Origin of the sequence: Paeniglutamicibacter quisquiliarum, from assembly GCF_019084045.1 — a bacterium.
GTDB lineage: Bacteria > Actinomycetota > Actinomycetes > Actinomycetales > Micrococcaceae > Paeniglutamicibacter > Paeniglutamicibacter quisquiliarum.
Genome location: NZ_JAHRED010000001.1, coordinates 640937 through 658150 on the forward strand (window position 1 = coordinate 640937; position 17214 = coordinate 658150).

Below are 17214 nucleotides of genomic sequence, written 5' to 3' on the forward strand. Positions count from 1 at the left end.
TTGCAGCCACCGGAGTGATTCGACGGTGCTGCAGCCGGCTGGAAATCCATTCCGGTGCGGGAACGTGATGCCTAGGTGCCCTTCACCTGCCAGGAATCGACGGCCGGATGACGAGGGATCCTGCTTCCCCGCAATCCGGCCGTCGCCTGGGGCACCTACAGCTGGTTCCTGCTAATTCTTGACGGCCAGCTGTGGGTAGACCGATTCCAAGGGGGCACTGAGGGCCGCCTTGAGCTGAACCGACGTCTGGTCCGCGAGGACCTCGTGCTCGCCGCCTTCGAGTGCATCAAAGACCGTAGCCACCAGGTCTGCCGGGTCCACCTTCGGATCGGTGGCGTGTGCGGCCATTGCGGTGTCCACGTATCCGACGTGCACGCCCAGGACCTGGACTCCCGCCGGAGCAAGCTCCAGGCGCAGGGAGTTCGTGGCCGACCACAGGGCAGCCTTCGTCGCGGAGTAGATTCCCGCCACTGCCCACCAGGCCAAGGCCGAGTGGATGTCGATGATCGCCGCGTTGTCCTTGGCTGACAAGACCGGGGCGAAGGCGCGGGCGAGAAAGAGCGGGCCCAGGAAGTTGGTCTCAACGTTCCGGCGAATCTCCTCGTCGGTGTGGGCAAGGATGCCCGGGGTGGAGATCGAAGCGCCGGCGTTGTTGATCAGTACCGTCACGTCCCCGGCGGCCGCCAGTGCGGCCCGGATCGATGAAGGATCGGTGACATCCAGGGTGAGCGGCACAATCCGATCGTCGTCCCATTGCCGTGGGGTGCGGGCGGTGGCGTGGACCTTCGCCGCTCCACGGGCGAGGGCTTCGCGTACGAAGTGGGTGCCGATACCGCCGTTCGCCCCGGTGACGAGGACCACGGCTCCGTTCAATGAGGTCATGGGGAGGTTCCTTCTCTTGTTGCGTCAGGATTGCGCAGTCGCGCTTTCCCAGGGGTGGTGGGGTCAGGATTGGCTGAGTGCTGGATAGTCGGTGTACCCGGCGGCGCCACCGCCATAAATGGTCGTTGGCACGATCTCGTTCAGCGTTGCGTCGGAGCGCAGGCGCTCAACGATGTCGGGGTTGGCCAGGGCGAGCCGGCCCAGCGGGGCCACATCGGAGAGCCCTGCGTCGATGTCGGAGGCGATCTGTTCCCGCTCGCGCCCGTAGCGGAGGACCAGCAGGGCGCTTGGCCACAGCTCGCGGAACGAGCGCAGCAATTCGTCGTCGCCGAGATGATGCACTTGCAGGTACGCCAGGTTCAGCTTCGCAAGTTCACCGACGAGGTACCGGTACTGGGCACGCACCGCCTCGGTGCCACCCTCGTTGAGCCCGCCCAGCGGGAAGGCGGGGGAGATGCGGATGCCCGTGCGGTCGGCTCCGATCTCCTTGGCCACGGCGGCGGCCACCTCGATGACAAAGCGAGCGCGGTTTTCCACCGACCCGCCGTAGGCGTCGGTGCGCTGGTTGGCGTTCGGGGAGAGGAATTGGTGCAGGAGATAGCCATTGGCGCCATGGATCTCCACGCCGTCTGCCCCGGCTGCGATCGCCGAGGCCGCCGCGTGGCGGAACTCCTCGATGACCCCGCCGATCTCCCCGCTGCCCAGCTCGCGCGGGACCGGGACCTGCTGGCGGCCGGTGGGGGTGAAGATCTCATCGTCCGGGGCAATCGCCGACGGAGCCACAGCCTTCCGACGGTGCGCGGTGTTGTCCGGATGCGATATCCGGCCCACGTGCATCAGCTGGATGAAGATGTGCCCGCCGCGTCCGTGCACCTCATCGGTGACCTTGCGCCACCCTTCAACCTGCGCGGGGGTGTGGATGCCCGGAGTGTTGAAATACCCTTGTCCGTCCTCCGACGGCTGGGTTCCCTCGGTGATCAGCAGTCCCAGGGAGGCGCGCTGTCCGTAGTACTCGGCAGCCAGATCACCCGGGGTGCCGTCGGCATTTGCGCGATTTCGGGTCATGGGGGCCAGGGCAAGGCGGTGATGTAACTGGATGCGGCCCAGGGAGAAGGGCTGCCACAAGGATGAAGTTGTAATGGGGTAAGTGTTTCCTTTACTGGGAGGGCCGGAAGCGGCGGTCGTGCCTGGTTGCCATCCGATAGAACCGATTCATCGTGGGATAATGATTGCCTGATCGGGATGCCGATCCCGATCACTAACGACTATACTCATAACTGAGTGCGGTCATAATTTATTTCGAGAGGATCACCACATGTCATCGCCGTCCCAACAGCTCGGTCGGCGCGAACGCAACAAGCTGGAAAAGCTCGAGCGCATCACCGCCGCAGCCAGTGAATTGTTCGCCAAGCACGGGATCGAGGACGTCACTACCCAGCAGATTGCCGAGAGTGCAGACATCGGCACCGGAACGTTGTTCCTGTACGCGAAATCCAAGGGCGAATTGCTGCTGCTAGTCCAGAACGCGCACTATGCCCTCGCGCTGGAGCGCGGGCAGGCAGCGGCCGCGAAAACGCCAGATGTGCTTGAGGCGGTGCTGGCAATATTGACGCCAGTAGTTGAATGCAACCGCGTGCAGGTCGAGAACGGGCGCACCTACCTGCGTGAGATGGTCTTCGGTGACCCCGCCGAACCGCGCCATGCCGAGGCCCTGGAAATTGTCGCCCAAACCCAGGAGGCACTCGCAGCGGTCCTTGGTCGGCATGAGCGCATCGGTGAAAGCGAAGCGACCACACTTGCAGGCGTTGTCTCCGCGGTCATGTTCCTCGCGATGGCCGCGAGCATTAATGCGCAACGGAGCACCGTTGAGGTCATCGATGCCATCAGGACGCAGGTTTCTGCCATACTTCCGCGCTAGGCGGTAGCCGAGTCGCCGAGCCCGAGCAACCATTACCCGTATCGAGCATGTGGAGATCCAACGATGTCAGCAAGGCCCACGCCACCGGCGAACCGTTCGCGGACGATCCATTACCAGGTCCCCGAAGCGGATAAGACAAGGCTGTTCGAGCGGACCGGGCTCGAGCAGCTGCGCGCCATGGCCGAAGGGCGCATCGCGGCACCGCCGATCAGCAGCCACATCGGTTTGGAGTTCGTGGACGTCACCGACGGGGACGTCGTGATGACAGCGCAGCCGGACGAATCGCACTACAACCCGATCGGATCGGTTCACGGCGGTTTCTTCGCCACGGTGCTGGACTCCGTGTGCGGATGTGCCGTGCACAGCACCCTTCCGGCCGGAGTGGGATACACCAGCCTGGAAATCAAGGTCTCTTTCCTGCGTCCGATCACTGCCGAAACAGGCGCCGTCACCGCGCATGGCTGGGTCACCCGACGCGGTCAGGCGGTCGCCTTCGCCGATGCCGAGATTCGGGACGCGGAAGGCCGGGTACTGGCCACCGCCTCGAGCACCTGCCTGATCATCTACCCGGACGGTGCCGTCCCGGACTCCCGGCCCGGTCCGGCGATTCAATAGCGTCTACGCATCGCCGGATGGGCCGCACTGCAGAAGAAGTTTGCGGTGCGGCCCATCCGTTTCGAGGGGAAGCACCGCCATTTAGGCGGCCAAGAATTTCGCGGCGATGGGAGCGAAATCCTGGTGAAACTGGAAGATGCCGCCGTGCCCGGAGTTCGGATAAATGATCAGCTCGCTTCCGGCGATGCGACGGTTTAGTTCCTCGGACAGAACCGTGGGGACCATCCGGTCGTTGTCGCCGTTGGCGATCAGCGTGGGCCGGGTGATCACCGAGAGATCCGATGGCTCTGAACGCCCGTACTTTTGGATGGCCTTCAACTGGGTTTGGAGTGCCTTGGTGGAGATGGCGGCATCGCGGTTGCCTGTGCGTTCCTTGAGACGACCAATGAACGCCTTCCCTGCCCGTTTCCCTGCAGCGTCGCGGTTGAAGAAAAGGAACTCCTTCGGGTCCGAACGCGCGAGTGCAGCGCGCAGGATGTCGCGGTAGGTCACCCCCGCGACCTTGTCGATGTCCTTGCCGCCGCGTGGTCCGGTGCCGGTCAGCACCAGCCTGCGCACCAGATCGGGGTGCTTGACGATCAGGTCCTGGGCGATGAATCCACCCATCGAGAAGGAAAAGACATCGATCGTCTCGAACCCGAGGGCGGTGATGAATTCATAGGCGTCGTCGGCGGCTTCCTCGAGTGTTTTGCGCACTCGCCCGGAGGACGCGCCGACGCCGAGCTGGTCGAAAGTGATTACATGCCGACTCCGAGCAATGGGATCAACGATGCGTGGATCCCAGTTATCCAAGTTGGCGGCCAAATGCACGAAGAAGACGACCGGGATCCCGCCCTTGGGGCCCAGCTCCCGGTAGGCGAATGTTTCCCGGCCAACGGTGATGCTCTTGGTCGGCGCCATGGCATAGGACTCGATGACCGGTTCCACCTCGTTGCTGGTGGTCATGGTGGTTCTCCTTGTTGAAGATGCTGATGGAGGTGGAGATGGTTGCCGGTACCGGATCCGGGCCGGTGGCACTCAGTCGTTGACGACGACGACTTTTCCGCGCATTCCGCCCTTGGACAGCGACTGAACCGCCTGCGGCGTCTGGGTGAAGGGGAAGGTCGCACCCACGATTGGGCGCAGGGCGCCGTCATCGATGAGCGCGGAAATCTTGCGCAGCTGTTCACCGCTGGGGTGCATGAACAAGAATTCATAGGATACGCCGAGCTTCCTGGCCTGTCGGCGGATCTTGCTGCTCAGTCCCGTGGTGACCAGTCGCAGCAGGGGGTTTAGTCCCGCCTCCTTCGCAAACGCCGGATCCGGTGGACCGGAAATCCCGATCGCCTTTCCTCCGGGCCTCAGGATCCGCAGCGACTTTTCCAGGTTCTCGCCACCCAGGGAATCAAGGACCAGATCGTAGCCGGAAAGCTCCTTCTCGAAGTCCTGGCTGCGGTAATCAATCACTTCGTCGGCACCCAGGGAGCGAACGAAGTCTGCATTGGCGGCCGAGGCCGTGGTGGCAACATGGGCGCCGAGGTGCTTGGCCAGCTGGATCGTCAATGACCCGACACCTCCGGCGCCTGCGTGAATCAGCACCTTCTGGCCAGCCTTTAGCTTCCCCTTGACTACCAGGGCCTGCCAGGCGGTCAACGCCACCAGCGGGAGGGACGCTGCTTCTGCCACGGTAATGGAGGTGGGTCGCAACGCCAGATCCGCCTCGGCGACTGCCACCCGTTCGGCGAACGTCCCCACCTGGTCCTTGGCCACCCGGGCGTAGACTTCGTCGCCAATCTTGAATCCGGTGACATTCGCGCCGATGCCGATGACGCTACCCGCCATGTCGTGCCCGATCCCATGAGGCAACGAGTAGGGCAGGATCGCCTTGAACTCGCCCTCTATGATCTTCGCATCGAGCTGGTTCACGCCGGCGGCGGCTACCCGCACCAGAACATCGTGGTCACCCACGGCGGGTTCTGGGACATCTACTTGCTGGAGAGGTTGCTTGTACTGGCTGAACACGAACGCTTTCATGGCGCATGGGCTCCTGTCTGGGTTGGGTCTTTGGATGGTGTTGATGTTGTTCGGCGTTCGGGGAACGTGAGGACCTCGTGGGTGAGGATCATGTGCTTTTGAACCACGGCGCCGTGCCCGGAGCCGAGAAGCATTCGCACCGAGCAAGTTCGCAAATGTCTTGCCGCTGCGTCGATAACGGAGGTAGGGGCCCTAACGTCATTCTCTCCAGGAGCGATCCTTGGCTCATCTGGGAGGCGACGGCCAGCGGGCCTTGCCGTCGAGCCTCGGGCAGTTGTGCGGGGGAGTGCCCCGGGGATTGCCGTTGATCGAGCTGGCCGCCATGTTTCCTCACACCTTGTGTTACCCGAAATCGGACAATACGATCATACTCAATTATGAGTGCACTCATTTATTAAGTCAAGAGCGAGAAACTGTCGGGCCCGGGCCGCGGTTCTAGGTGATCTCCGCCTGGTCCATGAGCCCGGCGATGATGGCCCTGAGTCCGGTCATGAAGGCGGTGTCGGCGCTGTTTCGGCCCGTCGCCCGTTGCGCCTCCAGGGCGCTTTCGAAGCTTGGCATTTTTCCGGCATTTTCGCCCGCATCGAAGATGTCCAGGGGCGCGGTGGCGTCGAGTGCCGATCCGAAAATAAACGATTCGAGCGCCACGATGGCCGGGACGATCTCGGCCTGCTTCCAGCCGGCGCGGGTGAATCCCGCGGCGACCTTTTCATACATTTCCTGCGTACGCGGGGAGCCGGAGACCGGCAGGACCGCGATCAGTGGAATCAGCGGCGCGTGTCCGGCGAAGATGTCCCGGTAGGTCACCGCCCATTCCGCCAGGGCCTCGTCCAATGGCAGTGTTTCAAAGACCGAGGAATCGACCCCGTCCATCACGATTTCCTGGATCCACTGCATGAGTTCCTGCTTGGATTCCACGTGGTTGTACAAGGCTGACGGGGAGACGCCCAGCGACTTTGCCACCGAGGACATGGTCAGGGTGGAATAGCCCCCCGCCACAACGAGCTTCAGGGCGGCCCGGGCAATGAGGTCCCGGTCGAGCACCACCGACCGCGGACGGCCGGCGCGGCGACGGGGCGCCCCGGCCTGTGCTGCTGCTTCCTGGTTCAAAGTCCGCTCCTGACGTGGCCTACTTCACAATACTGCACTTTATGGCCTACCATGGAACCAGTCTAGTAAATGAATGCCATTCATTTAAAAACCGAAAGAAGTGGAAACCATGACAACCCTGGATCGCGACGTCGTCATCATCGGAGCGGGTCCCTCAGGCCTGACCGCAGCCTACGAACTGCGTAAGGCCGGCAAGACCGTCGCAGTGCTTGAGGCACGCGACCGCGTCGGCGGCCGCACCTGGAGCCAGAACATGGACGGTGCCACCATCGAGATCGGCGGCCAGTGGATCTCCCCGGACCAGACCGGCCTGTACTCGCTGATCGAGGAACTGGGCATCGAGACCTTCGAACGCCACAAGGAAGGCGCCTCCGTCTACCTGGCCGAAGACGGCACCCGCACCGTCTATTCCGGGGAAGACTTTCCGGTGGCCGAGTCCACCGTGGCCGAGATGAACAGGCTCATTGCCGAAATGGATCGCCTCACCACCGAGGTCGACCCGGACGCCCCGTGGGAACACCCGCAGGCCGAAGAACTCGACAAGATCTCCTTCCACCACTGGCTGCGCAACATTTCCGGCGACGAGGTTGCCTGCAACAACGTCGGGCTGTTCATCGCCGGCGGCATGCTCACCAAGCCCGCCCACACATTCTCCGCGCTGCAGGCGTTGCTGATGTCCGCCTCCGCCGGATCCTTCTCCAACCTCGTCGACGAGGACTTCATCCTCGACCGCCGCATCGTCGGCACCATGCAGGGCGTCTCGATCGCCGTGGCCGAACGGCTGGGCGAAGACGTCTTCCTGAACAACCCGGTGCTCAAGCTCGACTGGTCCGATTCGGGCGTGACCGCCCACGGCGCGGACGTGAGCGTCAACGCCAAGAAGGTCATCGTTGCCGTTCCGCCGAACCTGTACTCGCGCATTTCCTACAACCCGCCGCTGCCGCGCCGCCAGCACGTGACCCACCAGCACCAGTCCATGGGCCTGGTCATCAAGGTCCATGCCGTATATGAGACTCCGTTTTGGCGCGAGGAGGGGCTCTCGGGCACCTGCTTCGGTCCGTCCTCGATCGTGCAGGAGGTCTACGACAACACCTACCACGGGGAATCCACCGGCACCCTGGTCGGGTTCATCTCCGACACCCAGGCCGACGCCATGTTTGCCCTGGACGAGGCCGCGCGCAGGGAAGCCATTCTCCAGGGCATCGCCGGGTTCCTGGGGGACAAGGCGCTGGATCCGGAAGTGTTCTACCTTTCCGACTTCGCTGCCGAGGAATGGACCCGCGGGGCGTACGCCACCAGCTACGACCTGGGCGGCCTGTTCCGCTTCGGACCGGACCAGAACAAGAACGTCGGCCCGATCTACTTCTCCTCCTCGGATTTGGCCGGCGAGGGGTACCAGCACGTCGACGGCGCGGTGCGCATGGGGCGGCGAACTGCCGCGCGCATCGTCGCCGCGGTGGACGGCACGGAGTGCGACAAGGACTACGACGGTGTCGTCTCCAAGTTCGGCACCCTCGCGGCATTGGACGCCTAAGCACCATGCGCCTCCTTGTTGGATACACCGCGGATGCCCGAGGCGCCGAGGCGATTGCCCTGGCCGCCGCGCTGGGCGGCCCCGCTGCCCACCTTGACCTTGCCATCGTCCTGCCCGAAAGCACGCCGTTCTCCGCGGTGTACCCGGGCGGCGACCACGGGTATTGCTCCATCCTGGCCGAGAAGGTCGACCTGTGGGCGAAGGAAGCGCTCGCCCTGGTCCCTCCGGGCATCAGCGCCCGCGTGATTGCCCGGGCGGTAGGCTCCCCAGCCCAGGGCCTGATTTCCATGGCCACGGAGACCGGCGCACGGGCCATCGTGCTGGGCGGCCGCAAGCGCCACATGGCAGGGTTCTTTGCCCCGGGATCGGTGGCCAGCGCGCTGCTGCACGCCTCGCCGATCCCCGTGGCCATGGGTTCCCCCGAGGCCGTTGACTCGTTGGAGAGGGCCAACGGCCAGCTGCGCCGGGTCACCGCCCTGGTGGGCACCCGCCCCGGGGCCAAGGGGGTGGTGCAGGCGGCCGCTGCCGCCGCGCACCACCAGGACCTGCAGCTTCGGGTCGTGTCCCTTGTGGCCCAGGACGACAATAACGAACGCGGCGCGGACCTGGACGAGTCCATCTCCCGGGCCCGGGCAAGCGTCGCCGAGGTCGTGGCGGAACTGGGCGTCGCAGCCGAGATCTCCATTGCCTCCGGCACCGGCATCGACGATGCCATTGCCGAATTGGGATGGGAAGACGGGGAAATTGCCGTCGTCGGTTCGAGCCGGCTGGCGCGCAAGCGCCGGCTCTTCCTGGGCTCCACTGCCCAACGCATGTTGCGGACCCTGCCGGTTCCGCTGGTGGTGGTTCCCAAGAACTACAAAACGGGGCCGGCACGGTCCTAGCACCAATCACCGCATGATGGTGCGGCGCGTTCCCCTTCGGGGTCGTTTGCCGCACCGCCTGGATGAAGGAAACCAATCATGAGTCGTGAAACAACGACCGAAACCCGCCCCGCGCAGGATGCCGCATCGGGCCTGGGCGCCAAGGGACTGTCAAAGGGCACCGTCGGGGTGCTCGGCGCCGTCGTCATCGGGATTTCGTCCATTGCCCCCGCCTACACGTTGACCGCGGCGCTGGGGCCAACGGTCGCAGAGGTGGGCACCCAGCTCCCGGCGATCTTCATCGCCGGGTTCCTGCCCATGCTCCTGGTGGCCCTGGGGTACCGCGAGCTCAACAGCGCCATGCCCGACTCCGGCACCTCGTTCACCTGGGCGACCCGCGCGTTCGGGCCCTGGATCGGCTGGATGGGTGGCTGGGGCCTGGTCGCCGCCACCATCATCGTGCTCTCCAACCTGGCGGCGGTCGCGGTCGACTTCTTCTACATTCTGCTCGCCCAGCTCACCGGCAACGACGCCATCGCCGAGCTGACGACGAACCTATGGGTCAACATCCCCACGACCCTGGTGTTCATCGCCGCCGCGTGCTGGATTTCCTATCGCGGCATGCAGACCACCAAGGCCTTCCAGTACTGGCTCGTCGCCTTCCAGCTCATCGTGTTGGCCTGGTTCGCAATCGCGGCCTTCGGCCACGTGAAAAACGGCACGGCCTTCGACCCGACACCCATCTCGCTGGACTGGTTCAACCCCCTCGCGGTGGAATCCTTCGGCGCCTTCGCCGCCGGCATCTCCCTGTCGATCTTCATCTTCTGGGGCTGGGACGTCACCCTGACCATGAACGAGGAGACCAAGAATCCGGCCAAGGTGCCGGGCCGCGCCGCGACGATCACGGTGCTTGTCATCATGGGCATCTACATGGTCATTTCCCTTGCGGTGATCGCCTATGCGGGGGTCGGCGAGACCGGGCTCGGCGCCGGCAACCCGGAGAACCAGGAATCGATCTTCGCCGTCCTGGCCGGACCCGTCATGGGCCCGTTTGCGATCCTGATGTCCCTGGCCATCCTTTCCTCCTCGGCCGCCTCGCTGCAATCGACCCTGGTGTCCCCGGCCCGCACCTTGCTGGCCATGGGCTACTACAAGGCACTGCCGGAGACCTTCGGCAGGATCTCCCCGCGCTTTATGTCCCCGTCGGTGGCGACGATCACCGCCGGCGCGGCCGCCGCGGGCTTCTACGTCATCACCCGACTGCTCAGCGAAAACGCGTTGTGGGACACCATCACCGCCCTGGGCCTGATGATCTGCTTCTACTACGGCGTCACGGCGCTTGCCTGCGTCTGGTACTTCCGCCGCGAGGCCTTCGACTCGGTGCGCAACTTCTTCTTCAGGTTCCTGGCCCCCCTGCTGGGCGGGCTGATCCTGTTGGTGATGTTCGTGAGCACCGCGCGCGACTCGATGGACCCGGACTACGGTTCGGGCTCCAACATCGGCGGCTTGGGCATGGTGTTCATCCTGGGGGTGGGCGTGCTGCTGCTGGGCGTGGCAATCATGTTCTGGATGCGCGTGCGCAGCCCCGGATTCTTCAGGGGGGAAACGCTCAAGCGCCTGAGGTGACCCGTGACCCCCGGGACCAGGCAAGACGGCTGCCCGCCGGATCGCGACTTCACGTCGCGGGCGGGCAGCCGCCTTCATTAAGCCCCCAAGGAATCCCCTCACCCGCCCCCCCAACGGCATGGGAGAATTGGGGGTGGCGGCAGGGAAGTCTCCCGCCCCGAACCCATTCTTTGATGAAAGAGAGTCATGAGCGAGGAACTTGTGGTGCTGTTGGCGGCCGACGGCACCCGCATCGGCACCGAGCCCAAGGCGAGCGTGCACACCGCGAACACCCCGTTGCACCTGGCGTTTTCCTGCTACCTCTATGACCCGGAGGGCAGGATCCTGATGACCCGGCGCGCCCTGGGCAAGAAGACCTGGCCGGGTGTGTGGACCAATTCGTTTTGCGGGCACCCCGGTGCGGACGAATCCTTCGAGGATGCAATGGTCCGCCGTGCCGGTCAGGAACTGGGCACCGCCATCGGCGGGATCCGACCGCTGCTCCCTGACTTTGCCTACCGGGCAGTTGACGCCTCGGGCATTGTGGAAAACGAGGTCTGCCCCGTTTTCGCGGCCCGGATAGTCGGGGACCTCGAGCCCAATCCGGAGGAGGTTGCCGAATACGCGTGGGTTGCCCCCGCTGACCTGTTGGCGGCAGCCAGGGCAACGCCCTTCGCATTCTCCCCGTGGCTGCTCGAACAAATCGCCCAGGGCTCGCTGGATGTACCCCTGCCATAGGACGGGTTGCGGGCCGAAGCCTCCCTGCCCGGTTCACGGGCAGGGAGGCTTCGGCATTCCCGGAGCCCTTGGGGTCGGCACAGCCTTGCACGATGGCAGAAGCGGGATCCCACACGGGTGTTTCATGGGCAAAATTTAGTAGGAAGACCTAGTAAATTTCGATGCTTCCTAGTAGTCTCGCGAATGAGTGCAAAGCCCAGCATCACAAGGAGAACTCGGATGAAGATCGTGGTTTTGATCAAGCAGGTTCCGGACACCGCGGAGGAACGCAGGCTGTCTCCCGACACCGGGAAGGTCGACCGCGAGGCCGCCGACCCGGTAATTGACGAAATCACCGAACGCGCCCTGGAACTTGCCCTCACGGTCAAGGACAGGGACAAATCCACCGAGGTCGTGGTCGCCACCATGGGACCGACAGAGGCCTCCAAGTCCATCCGCAAGGCACTGTCCATGGGCGCCGATTCCGGCATCCACATCCTGGACGACTCCCTGGCCGGGGCCGACACGGTCCTCACCGGCGCGGCGCTGGCAGGTGCGCTGCGCGGGACCGGGGCAGACCTGGTCATCGCCGGCAACGAGTCCACCGACGGCCGCGCCGGAATGATCCCGGCGATGATCGCCGAACACCTGGACCTGCCGTTGCTCGGTTCACTGGTGTCCGCCGACATCGGAAGCGACGCCGTCACCGGGGTGCGGGTCTCCGAGCTCGGCACCCAGGAGGTCGTCGCGTCCTATCCCGCGATCCTCACCGTCACCGAACGCTTCGAGGAGGCGCGCTTCCCCAACTTCAAGGGCATCATGGGCGCCAAGCGCAAGCCGGTGGCAACGATCTCCGCCTCCGAGCTCGGCATCGCTGCCGAGGTGCGCAGCACCGTGCTGGACCTTGCGCAGCGACCCCCGCGCAACGCCGGCCGCAAGATCGTCGATGACGGGAATGCCGCCGCCGAACTCGTCGACTTCCTCGCCGCCCGGCGCCTGATCTAGCAAAGGTTCCCACCATGCCCAGCATCCTTGCCCTCATTGAACTGACCCACGCCGGACACGCCACCGCCTCGGCGCGCGGCCTGCTGGCAGTCGCCGCCCGGCTCGGCACCCCCGTCGCCGTCACCGTTTCCGCGACCGCGCTGCCGCCGGAAACCGTGGCCAGGCTCGGCGAGCTCGGCGCCGCGAAGATCCACGCCGTGGAAATGGCCGACGCTGACACCACCCTGCTCACCCCGCTGGTCGACGCGCTTGCCGACGCCGTGGCGGCCCATGCACCGGCGGCAGTGCTTGCCGCTGCATCCGTCGATGGCCGGGAAGCGGCGGCGCGCCTGGCCGTGCGCACCGGAGGGGGAGTGCTGGTGGACGTCGTGGACGCCACCTTGTCCGACTCCGGGATCGTCACCGAGCACTCGGTCTTTGGCGGCAGCTACACCGTGCACGCTGCGGTGCCCGACTCCCTGCCGATCATCACCCTGCGCTCGGGCGCCATCGACGAGCAGGCCGCGCCCGCCACCCCCGAGCTCATTGCGGTGAAGCTCGAGCCGGGAACCGCCCGCACGGCGAGCATCACCTCCCATGCCGACGTTCCGGAAAACTCGTCCCGGCCCGAACTGCGCGGGGCCGCCACCGTGGTCTCCGGCGGCCGCGGACTGGGCTCCGCCGAGAACTTTGAGCTGGTCGAACAGCTGGCCGACGCCCTCGGCGGGGCCGTCGGAGCCTCCCGCGCCGCGGTCGACGCCGGATACATTGCCCAGGGGGCGCAGGTCGGGCAAACCGGCGTGAGCGTCTCCCCACAGCTCTACCTCGCCCTGGGCATCTCCGGTGCCATCCAGCACCGCGCCGGCATGCAAACGGCCAAGACCATCGTGGCAATCAACCGTGACGAAGACGCACCGATCTTCGAGATCGCCGACTTGGGTATCGTGGGGGATGTGTTCACGGTGGTTCCGCAGGTGGTCGAACTGCTCAAGTCCCGCTCCTGAGCCACACCCCCCATGCACCAACCAACCACTAGCACGAGGTACCAGAGATGACCGCACGGTCCACCCCCAAGAAACAATCCGCCAACAAGTGGGTGCGCGCCGGCATCATCGCGGGATCGCTGATCGTCCTGCTGCTCATCGCGGTCTTCGTCGCCCGCTGGCTGGTCACCCTTGAGGGCGTCAAGACCTGGATGGCGACCTACCCCGGGCACTCCGAGCTGCCAGCCGGCACACCCGTCGGATTCCCCGCCTGGCTGGGCTGGCAGCACTTCCTGAACGTGTTCTTCCTGGTGCTGATCGTGCGCACCGGCTGGCAGGTGCGCACAGTCACCCGCCCGGCAGCACACTGGGTGCGCAACAACAAGGGCCTGATCCGCACCAAGGGCGCCCCCAACCGCATCAGCCTGGACCTCTGGTTCCACCTCACCCTCGATGCCCTGTGGGTGCTCAACGGCATCATCTTCGTCATCGTGCTCTTTGCCACCGGCCAGTGGGCGCGCATCGTGCCCACCAGCTGGGACATCATCCCCAACGCCCTGTCCGCAGGGCTCCAGTACCTCTCGCTGAACTGGCCGACCGAGCACGGCTGGGTCAACTACAACGCCCTGCAGGTGCTGACCTACTTCGTGACCGTCTTCATCGCGGCCCCGCTGGCGATCATCACCGGCCTGCGGATGTCCGGGGCCTGGCCCAAGAAGGCTGTTGCGCTCAACAAGGCCTACCCCATGGAACTCGCCCGGGCGCTGCACTTCCCGGTCATGATCTACTTTGTCGCCTTCACCGTGGTGCACGTGGCCCTGGTGCTGGCCACCGGCGTGCTGCGCAACCTGAACCACATGTACGCGGCCAACGATTCGGCCGGTCCCGCCGGGCTCATCATCTTCGCGGTGTCCATCGTGGTGATCGTGGGCGTTTGGTTCCTGGCCCAGCCGGTCTTCCTGCGCCCCCTGGCCTCGCTGACCGGGAAGGTCGGCAAGTAGCCGAGCCCCCGGTCCGGCCCCCACTCCGTGAACCCGACATCCGCCCACCGCACAGACCCAGGAGCCGAGCATGTTTGAACCCACCGAGGACCAGTTGGCCATCATCGAGATGGTGGCCGACTTCGCCACCGAACAAATCGCGCCCCATGCGGCGGCCTGGGACCGGGACCACCATTTCCCCGTCGACGTCCTGGCCGAGGCAGGGGCCCTGGGCATGGGCGGGATCTACGTGCGGGAGGACTTCGGGGGCTCGGGGATGAGCCGGCTGGATGCTGCCCTGATCTTCGAGGAGCTGGCCAAGGCCGACCCGACCATCGCCGCCTACATCTCCATCCACAACATGGTGGTGTGGATGATCGACAAGTTCGGCAACGACGAGCAGCGCGCGGCCTGGGTTCCGCAGCTGTGCACCATGGAGATGCTGGGCAGCTATTGCCTCACCGAGCCCGGAGTCGGATCCGACGCCGCTGCGCTGAGCACCCGGGCGGTGCTGGACGGGGACTCCTACGTGCTCAACGGGACCAAGCAATTCATTTCCGGCGCCGGGTCCTCGGGCGTCTACCTCGTGATGGCCCGGACCGCTGACACCGGCAGCGCCGGCATCACCGCCTTCCTTGTGCCGGACGGGACCCCGGGACTGTCCTTCGGGGCGCTGGAGGCGAAGATGGGCTGGAACGCCCAGCCCACCCGCCAGGTGGTCATGGACAACGTCAGGATTCCCGCGGGCAACCGCCTGGGGGAGGAGGGGACAGGGTTCGGGATCGCCATGAAGGGCCTGAACGGCGGCCGCGTGAACATCGGCGCCTGCTCGGTCGGTGGCGGCCAGGCGGCGCTGGAGAAGTCCATTGCCTACCTGAAGGAACGCGAGGCCTTCGGAAAGCCGCTCATCGGCCAGCAGGCCCTGCTCTTCGAGATCGCCGACATGGAGACCGAACTGGAAACGGCGCGGACCATGATCTGGCGTGCCGCCGACGCCCTGGAACGGGGGACGGCGGACGCCGTGCGCCTGTGCGCCATGGCCAAGCGCGTGGCCACGGATGCCGGGTTCAACGCCGCCAACACGGCATTACAGCTGCACGGCGGCTACGGCTACCTCTCCGAATACGGGATCGAGAAGATCGTGCGCGACCTGCGGGTGCACCAGATCCTGGAGGGCAGCAACGAGATCATGCGCCTGGTCATCGGCCGCTTGGCCGTGGAGCGCTAATGCCGGGTTGCCCCGTGGCGGGGCACCGCCGGATCGGCTAGTTTCCGGCCCAGGCGGTGGCCTGGACCTCAACCAGAAGCTCTGGCGCCAGCAGTGGTGCGACGATGGTTGCACGCGAGGGGCGGTGGCCACCGAAGGTGTCGACCCAGGCGCGGTTGTATTCGCCGGCCATGGAAGCGTCGTTGATGTAAACGGTGGTGGTGGCCACGGCATCGAGCCCCAGATCGAAGCCGGCCAGGACGGTCTGCAGGTTCTTGAGGGTCTGGACAGTTTGCGCGTAGATGTCGCCCTCGCCGACCAGGACCTTGTTTTCGTCCTTGGAGACCATGCCCGAAACGAAGACGAAGTCGCCGGCGCGGGTGGCGCTGGGGAACGGGCTTGCCTCGGTGGTGATGCCCGCAACGTCGATATTGGTAAGTCCTGTGGTGCCCATGGTGCTCCTCAAATGGAAGTGGTCCGGTGGCAAGTCGCCGCCCAGAACAGACTAGGGCATCTGGCGGGCAGGCACCGGGACATGGGGCACGGGTGCGGGACTCTTAGCCCAGGTGATTGAGCAGGGCCGTGGTGCGGTACGGGATCACGTCGCGCAGGATCATCGACGTGGAGGTCCGGGTGATGCCCGGGCAGAGGCGGATCTCCTCGCTGACCCGGTACAGGTCATCCGGGTCCTTGGCGACGGCGCGAATCAGCAGGTCGGTGTCTCCGGCCGGGGCGACACATTCGAGGACCTCCGGAATGAGACTCAACGCCGCGATGGCTTCTTCCAAATGTGACTGGTCGAGCTCCGCGCTGACAACGGCCGAGACCCCGCGGCCAACCGATGCAGGCTTCACGCGGCTGGAGTTCGGGCGCAAGGCGCCGGAGTTCGCGAGCCGCTCCATGCGGGTCTGGACGGTGCCGCGGGCCAGGCCCAAGCGTTGCGCCAGCATCATGGTGGGAACCCGGGGATCCTCGTCCAGGGCCAAGAGAATGCGCCTATCCGTATCATCCAGTTGGTACGATTCCGGCGTCATTCTGGCTCCTTCGCCTAGGTTCGGTCAGACTGACCAAGTTGTTCGGTAGCTACCGCTCCATGTTAGTCAAAATGATCAGTGATTCCCAACTGTGTTGCACGGTATGCCCGGTTGTTGCTTTAGTAGTTGTTAGAAGCTCATCCAAGGTCACAAGCTACGGCGAGCAGACCCCCGTAGCGGGACCGGATCCAGGCCGCGCTACGGGCCGGCCCACAAGGCCGCAGGTCGAACATTAAGAGTGGTCCGCAAAGATTCCAAGCATCTGGAGTCATCGCGGACCACTCTTGTTTTCGCCGCTCCTCCCCGCGTCGCCGCCCTCGTGACGCGTAGCAGTTATCCACAAAAGTGCTTCGGAGAGTTTCGCCGGATCGGGAAACGGGTAGCCTTCAATGCATGAGGTTCATGCGCCTAGAAGATGTCGCCGACGAGTTGAACGTAAACCTGCCGCAGGTGCGGTCCCTGGTGCGCAGCGGGGACTTGCCGGCAATCAAGATCGGCGGACGCGGCGTCTGGCGCGTGGAGCGCAGCGAACTTGAGGCTTACATCCAGCGCCAATACACGGCGGCGCGGGAATCCATCGAAGCCGGGGCCGCCGACGGCGACGAAGACTAGATACTCGGTGGTGCGCCGATTTTGCGTGTGGCCCACCACGGGTTTAGGCTAACAACATTGCGGCTCCAAGCCGCAAAACGGGGCATTAGCTCAGTTGGTAGAGCGCTTCGTTCGCATCGAAGAGGTCAGCGGTTCGATTCCGCTATGCTCCACAAAT

Annotated in this window: 18 protein-coding genes and 1 tRNA gene; 12 read left to right on the forward strand and 7 right to left on the reverse strand. The window is 65.0% G+C overall.

The window, feature by feature from the left end; all coding sequences use genetic code 11:
- Positions 1-171: 171 nt before the first annotated feature.
- A complete protein-coding gene (locus KRR55_RS02875; RefSeq protein WP_217387517.1) occupies positions 172-882 on the reverse strand; it encodes an SDR family oxidoreductase in 711 nt (236 codons plus the stop codon).
- Positions 883-945: 63 nt separating this feature from the next.
- Complete coding sequence (locus KRR55_RS02880) at positions 946-2022, reverse strand: alkene reductase (protein WP_217387692.1); 1077 nt, start codon at positions 2020-2022, stop codon at positions 946-948.
- Positions 2023-2197: 175 nt separating this feature from the next.
- Between KRR55_RS02880 and KRR55_RS02885 the strand changes: the two genes are divergently transcribed.
- Together KRR55_RS02885 and KRR55_RS02890 are read left to right on the forward strand one after the other, a co-directional pair.
- On the forward strand, positions 2198-2800 hold the full coding sequence (locus KRR55_RS02885; RefSeq protein WP_217387518.1) for a TetR/AcrR family transcriptional regulator: 603 nt from the start codon (positions 2198-2200) through the stop codon (positions 2798-2800).
- Between the two features lie 63 nt (positions 2801-2863).
- A complete protein-coding gene (locus tag KRR55_RS02890) occupies positions 2864-3415 on the forward strand; it encodes a PaaI family thioesterase (protein ID WP_254455758.1) in 552 nt (183 codons plus the stop codon).
- 81 nt (positions 3416-3496) lie between these two features.
- Here the strand turns inward: KRR55_RS02890 and KRR55_RS02895 are convergent, their stop codons facing one another.
- The 3 genes from KRR55_RS02895 to KRR55_RS02905 form a co-directional block, all read right to left on the reverse strand.
- Complete coding sequence (locus KRR55_RS02895; protein ID WP_217387519.1) at positions 3497-4360, reverse strand: alpha/beta fold hydrolase; 864 nt, start codon at positions 4358-4360, stop codon at positions 3497-3499.
- 72 nt (positions 4361-4432) lie between these two features.
- Positions 4433-5428 (reverse strand): NADP-dependent oxidoreductase, encoded by a 996-nt coding sequence (locus KRR55_RS02900; protein ID WP_217387520.1) that lies wholly within the window; start codon positions 5426-5428, stop codon positions 4433-4435.
- Between the two features lie 435 nt (positions 5429-5863).
- The gene (locus KRR55_RS02905; RefSeq protein ID WP_217387521.1) at positions 5864-6538 is read right to left on the reverse strand and encodes a TetR/AcrR family transcriptional regulator; all 675 of its coding nucleotides are present in this window, start codon (positions 6536-6538) and stop codon (positions 5864-5866) included.
- Positions 6539-6647: 109 nt separating this feature from the next.
- Here KRR55_RS02905 and KRR55_RS02910 point away from each other — a divergent pair, with 109 nt between their 5' ends.
- The 8 genes from KRR55_RS02910 (at position 6648) to KRR55_RS02945 (ending at position 15432) form a co-directional block, all read left to right on the forward strand.
- Positions 6648-8072 (forward strand): flavin monoamine oxidase family protein, encoded by a 1425-nt coding sequence (locus KRR55_RS02910; protein ID WP_217387522.1) that lies wholly within the window; start codon positions 6648-6650, stop codon positions 8070-8072.
- Between the two features lie 5 nt (positions 8073-8077).
- Positions 8078-8956 carry a universal stress protein gene (locus KRR55_RS02915; protein ID WP_217387523.1) on the forward strand — a complete coding sequence of 293 codons (879 nt, stop codon included), beginning with the start codon at positions 8078-8080 and terminating at the stop codon, positions 8954-8956.
- 78 nt (positions 8957-9034) lie between these two features.
- Positions 9035-10561 carry an APC family permease gene (locus KRR55_RS02920; RefSeq protein WP_217387524.1) on the forward strand — a complete coding sequence of 509 codons (1527 nt, stop codon included), beginning with the start codon at positions 9035-9037 and terminating at the stop codon, positions 10559-10561.
- A 186-nt stretch (positions 10562-10747) separates the two neighbouring features.
- Entirely contained in the window at positions 10748-11278 is a 531-nt protein-coding gene (gene idi, locus KRR55_RS02925) for an isopentenyl-diphosphate Delta-isomerase (RefSeq protein WP_217387525.1), read from the forward strand.
- Positions 11279-11497: 219 nt separating this feature from the next.
- On the forward strand, positions 11498-12262 hold the full coding sequence (locus KRR55_RS02930; RefSeq protein ID WP_217387526.1) for an electron transfer flavoprotein subunit beta/FixA family protein: 765 nt from the start codon (positions 11498-11500) through the stop codon (positions 12260-12262).
- Between the two features lie 14 nt (positions 12263-12276).
- Complete coding sequence (locus tag KRR55_RS02935; RefSeq protein WP_217387527.1) at positions 12277-13245, forward strand: electron transfer flavoprotein subunit alpha/FixB family protein; 969 nt, start codon at positions 12277-12279, stop codon at positions 13243-13245.
- Positions 13246-13292: 47 nt separating this feature from the next.
- Positions 13293-14225, forward strand: coding sequence for a cytochrome b/b6 domain-containing protein (locus tag KRR55_RS02940; protein ID WP_217387528.1), 933 nt, complete (start codon positions 13293-13295; stop codon positions 14223-14225).
- 70 nt (positions 14226-14295) lie between these two features.
- A complete protein-coding gene (locus KRR55_RS02945; protein WP_217387529.1) occupies positions 14296-15432 on the forward strand; it encodes an acyl-CoA dehydrogenase family protein in 1137 nt (378 codons plus the stop codon).
- A 37-nt stretch (positions 15433-15469) separates the two neighbouring features.
- Here the strand turns inward: KRR55_RS02945 and KRR55_RS02950 are convergent, their stop codons facing one another.
- Together KRR55_RS02950 and KRR55_RS02955 are read right to left on the reverse strand one after the other, a co-directional pair.
- The gene (locus KRR55_RS02950; RefSeq protein WP_217387530.1) at positions 15470-15865 is read right to left on the reverse strand and encodes a RidA family protein; all 396 of its coding nucleotides are present in this window, start codon (positions 15863-15865) and stop codon (positions 15470-15472) included.
- A 103-nt stretch (positions 15866-15968) separates the two neighbouring features.
- Positions 15969-16445, reverse strand: a complete 477-nt coding sequence (locus tag KRR55_RS02955; protein ID WP_217387531.1) for an Lrp/AsnC family transcriptional regulator — start codon at positions 16443-16445, stop codon at positions 15969-15971.
- 393 nt (positions 16446-16838) lie between these two features.
- Between KRR55_RS02955 and KRR55_RS02960 the strand changes: the two genes are divergently transcribed.
- Together KRR55_RS02960 and KRR55_RS02965 are read left to right on the forward strand one after the other, a co-directional pair.
- Complete coding sequence (locus tag KRR55_RS02960; protein WP_418888821.1) at positions 16839-17057, forward strand: helix-turn-helix domain-containing protein; 219 nt, start codon at positions 16839-16841, stop codon at positions 17055-17057.
- Between the two features lie 79 nt (positions 17058-17136).
- A tRNA-Ala gene (locus KRR55_RS02965) sits at positions 17137-17209 on the forward strand.
- The last annotated feature ends 5 nt before the right edge of the window (positions 17210-17214 follow it).

What these genes read in the sequence shown, in the direction of transcription:
- KRR55_RS02875 (WP_217387517.1), bottom strand. Translation starts at nt 882, where the DNA reads ATGACCTCATTGAACGGAGCCGTGGTCCTCGTCACCGGGGCGAACGGC.
- KRR55_RS02885 (WP_217387518.1), top strand. Translation starts at nt 2,198, where the DNA reads ATGTCATCGCCGTCCCAACAGCTCGGTCGGCGCGAACGCAACAAGCTG.
- KRR55_RS02890 (WP_254455758.1), top strand. Translation starts at nt 2,864, where the DNA reads ATGTCAGCAAGGCCCACGCCACCGGCGAACCGTTCGCGGACGATCCAT.
- KRR55_RS02895 (WP_217387519.1), bottom strand. Translation starts at nt 4,360, where the DNA reads ATGACCACCAGCAACGAGGTGGAACCGGTCATCGAGTCCTATGCCATG.
- KRR55_RS02900 (WP_217387520.1), bottom strand. Translation starts at nt 5,428, where the DNA reads ATGAAAGCGTTCGTGTTCAGCCAGTACAAGCAACCTCTCCAGCAAGTA.
- KRR55_RS02910 (WP_217387522.1), top strand. Translation starts at nt 6,648, where the DNA reads ATGACAACCCTGGATCGCGACGTCGTCATCATCGGAGCGGGTCCCTCA.
- KRR55_RS02915 (WP_217387523.1), top strand. Translation starts at nt 8,078, where the DNA reads ATGCGCCTCCTTGTTGGATACACCGCGGATGCCCGAGGCGCCGAGGCG.
- KRR55_RS02920 (WP_217387524.1), top strand. Translation starts at nt 9,035, where the DNA reads ATGAGTCGTGAAACAACGACCGAAACCCGCCCCGCGCAGGATGCCGCA.
- idi (WP_217387525.1), top strand. Translation starts at nt 10,748, where the DNA reads ATGAGCGAGGAACTTGTGGTGCTGTTGGCGGCCGACGGCACCCGCATC.
- KRR55_RS02930 (WP_217387526.1), top strand. Translation starts at nt 11,498, where the DNA reads ATGAAGATCGTGGTTTTGATCAAGCAGGTTCCGGACACCGCGGAGGAA.
- KRR55_RS02935 (WP_217387527.1), top strand. Translation starts at nt 12,277, where the DNA reads ATGCCCAGCATCCTTGCCCTCATTGAACTGACCCACGCCGGACACGCC.
- KRR55_RS02940 (WP_217387528.1), top strand. Translation starts at nt 13,293, where the DNA reads ATGACCGCACGGTCCACCCCCAAGAAACAATCCGCCAACAAGTGGGTG.
- KRR55_RS02945 (WP_217387529.1), top strand. Translation starts at nt 14,296, where the DNA reads ATGTTTGAACCCACCGAGGACCAGTTGGCCATCATCGAGATGGTGGCC.
- KRR55_RS02950 (WP_217387530.1), bottom strand. Translation starts at nt 15,865, where the DNA reads ATGGGCACCACAGGACTTACCAATATCGACGTTGCGGGCATCACCACC.
- KRR55_RS02955 (WP_217387531.1), bottom strand. Translation starts at nt 16,445, where the DNA reads ATGACGCCGGAATCGTACCAACTGGATGATACGGATAGGCGCATTCTC.
- KRR55_RS02960 (WP_418888821.1), top strand. Translation starts at nt 16,839, where the DNA reads ATGAGGTTCATGCGCCTAGAAGATGTCGCCGACGAGTTGAACGTAAAC.